The sequence below is a fragment of the Thalassotalea sp. G20_0 genome, assembly GCF_017744175.1.
GTDB lineage: Bacteria > Pseudomonadota > Gammaproteobacteria > Pseudomonadales > Endozoicomonadaceae > Endozoicomonas.
The window spans coordinates 1-1,176 of record NZ_JAGHQV010000231.1 but is presented as its reverse complement, the minus strand read 5'-3'; the positions used below and the strand labels follow the sequence as shown (position 1 = coordinate 1,176).

The following is a 1,176-nucleotide window of genomic DNA, read 5'->3' as shown; positions in this document are numbered from 1 at the left end:
CTTTTTTTTTTGTTCATAAGTGGAGGCTGCACGTCCATGGACAGCGTGGGCATTATGGATTGGTAAACGTCCTGCAGTGAGCCGCTGATCTGCCGTGTCTGCCGCCCGTCCTGGCGAAGATAATCCCCGAGCTTCTGCGCCAGGTAGTCTTTGACCTCGCGAGGAACGGTTCCATCAAGGACGGCATCATGATCACCGATCAGAATATCCTCGCGCTGCTTGTCGAGGAACAGGGTAAACAGCTGATGTCTTGCACTTTCAGCGGTCAGGGTTTTTTTCATGAAATTGTCGTTTAACTTGACCAGCACAATGTCCCGTACCGGGACTTCCGATTCCGGGTCACTATAGTAATCCGAAGGCAGCTGAAAATGCGTCCGGTCCCCAACACTGGTGAGGGACTGTTCGGATTTTCCTGCTTCAGCAACGCCGGCACTGACCACGGGCTCCCATTTGGGCATATCATGGTTACGCACGGAAATGGTCTTGGTGCCCGCAACGGCTTTGAGTTGCCCGTCATCGGTAAACCTGACGAGGGTTTTGTCTGCCGACATGATTTTTCGTTCTGGCAGTTTGAGGTGCTGCCGGGCATGCTCCAGTACCAGTGTGGTTTTGCCAGAGCCTGAGGAACCGGCAAGCAGGTAACATCCCGAGGCATCGCCGATACAGGCCGCATGGACCGGGAACAGTTTTCTTCGTAACCACTCAACCCGACAGGCCCCGTAAAGAAGGTGTGGAAGGGTATCCGGTATGATGTCGTTATCGGGAGCCATAACCTGAACGGCTCTGTCACGTTGCACGATGACCGGGTGGCCGTTGGTCTGGACGTGTTCCACGGTCACCAGGGGCTGGTCACCATTCCCGGGCTGTGGCTTGAATCCGGGCAGATGGGCTGACAGGTGTTGAATATCCCGCTGGGTCAGTGAAATGTCTCCGGTTGAGGCGAAATCAAGACGGTGCTGTTGTCCGATGTGCCATGAAACGGACACCTTGCCCTGTGGCGTATTGACAGGACCCTGGTCAGTGTTGTGTATGGCTTCTTTCGCGACTGCTTCTGAAGAAGAGCCGGGTAAAACGGGTAGTGAGTTCATCATTTAATGTTTTAATCATTTTTGCCTTGAGAACTCCCAAGTCAGGCAATAATGACCTGAGCAATGTGGAATTTTCATTGTGCAGGGT

General features: G+C 53.4%; 1 protein-coding gene. It reads right to left on the bottom strand.

Annotation, left to right across the window (positions count from 1 at the left end):
- The coding region (locus J7438_RS25715) for a hypothetical protein (protein WP_209278882.1) at positions 1–1,091 on the bottom strand (1,091 nt) is incomplete at its 3' end.
- Positions 1,092–1,176 lie beyond the last annotated feature (85 nt).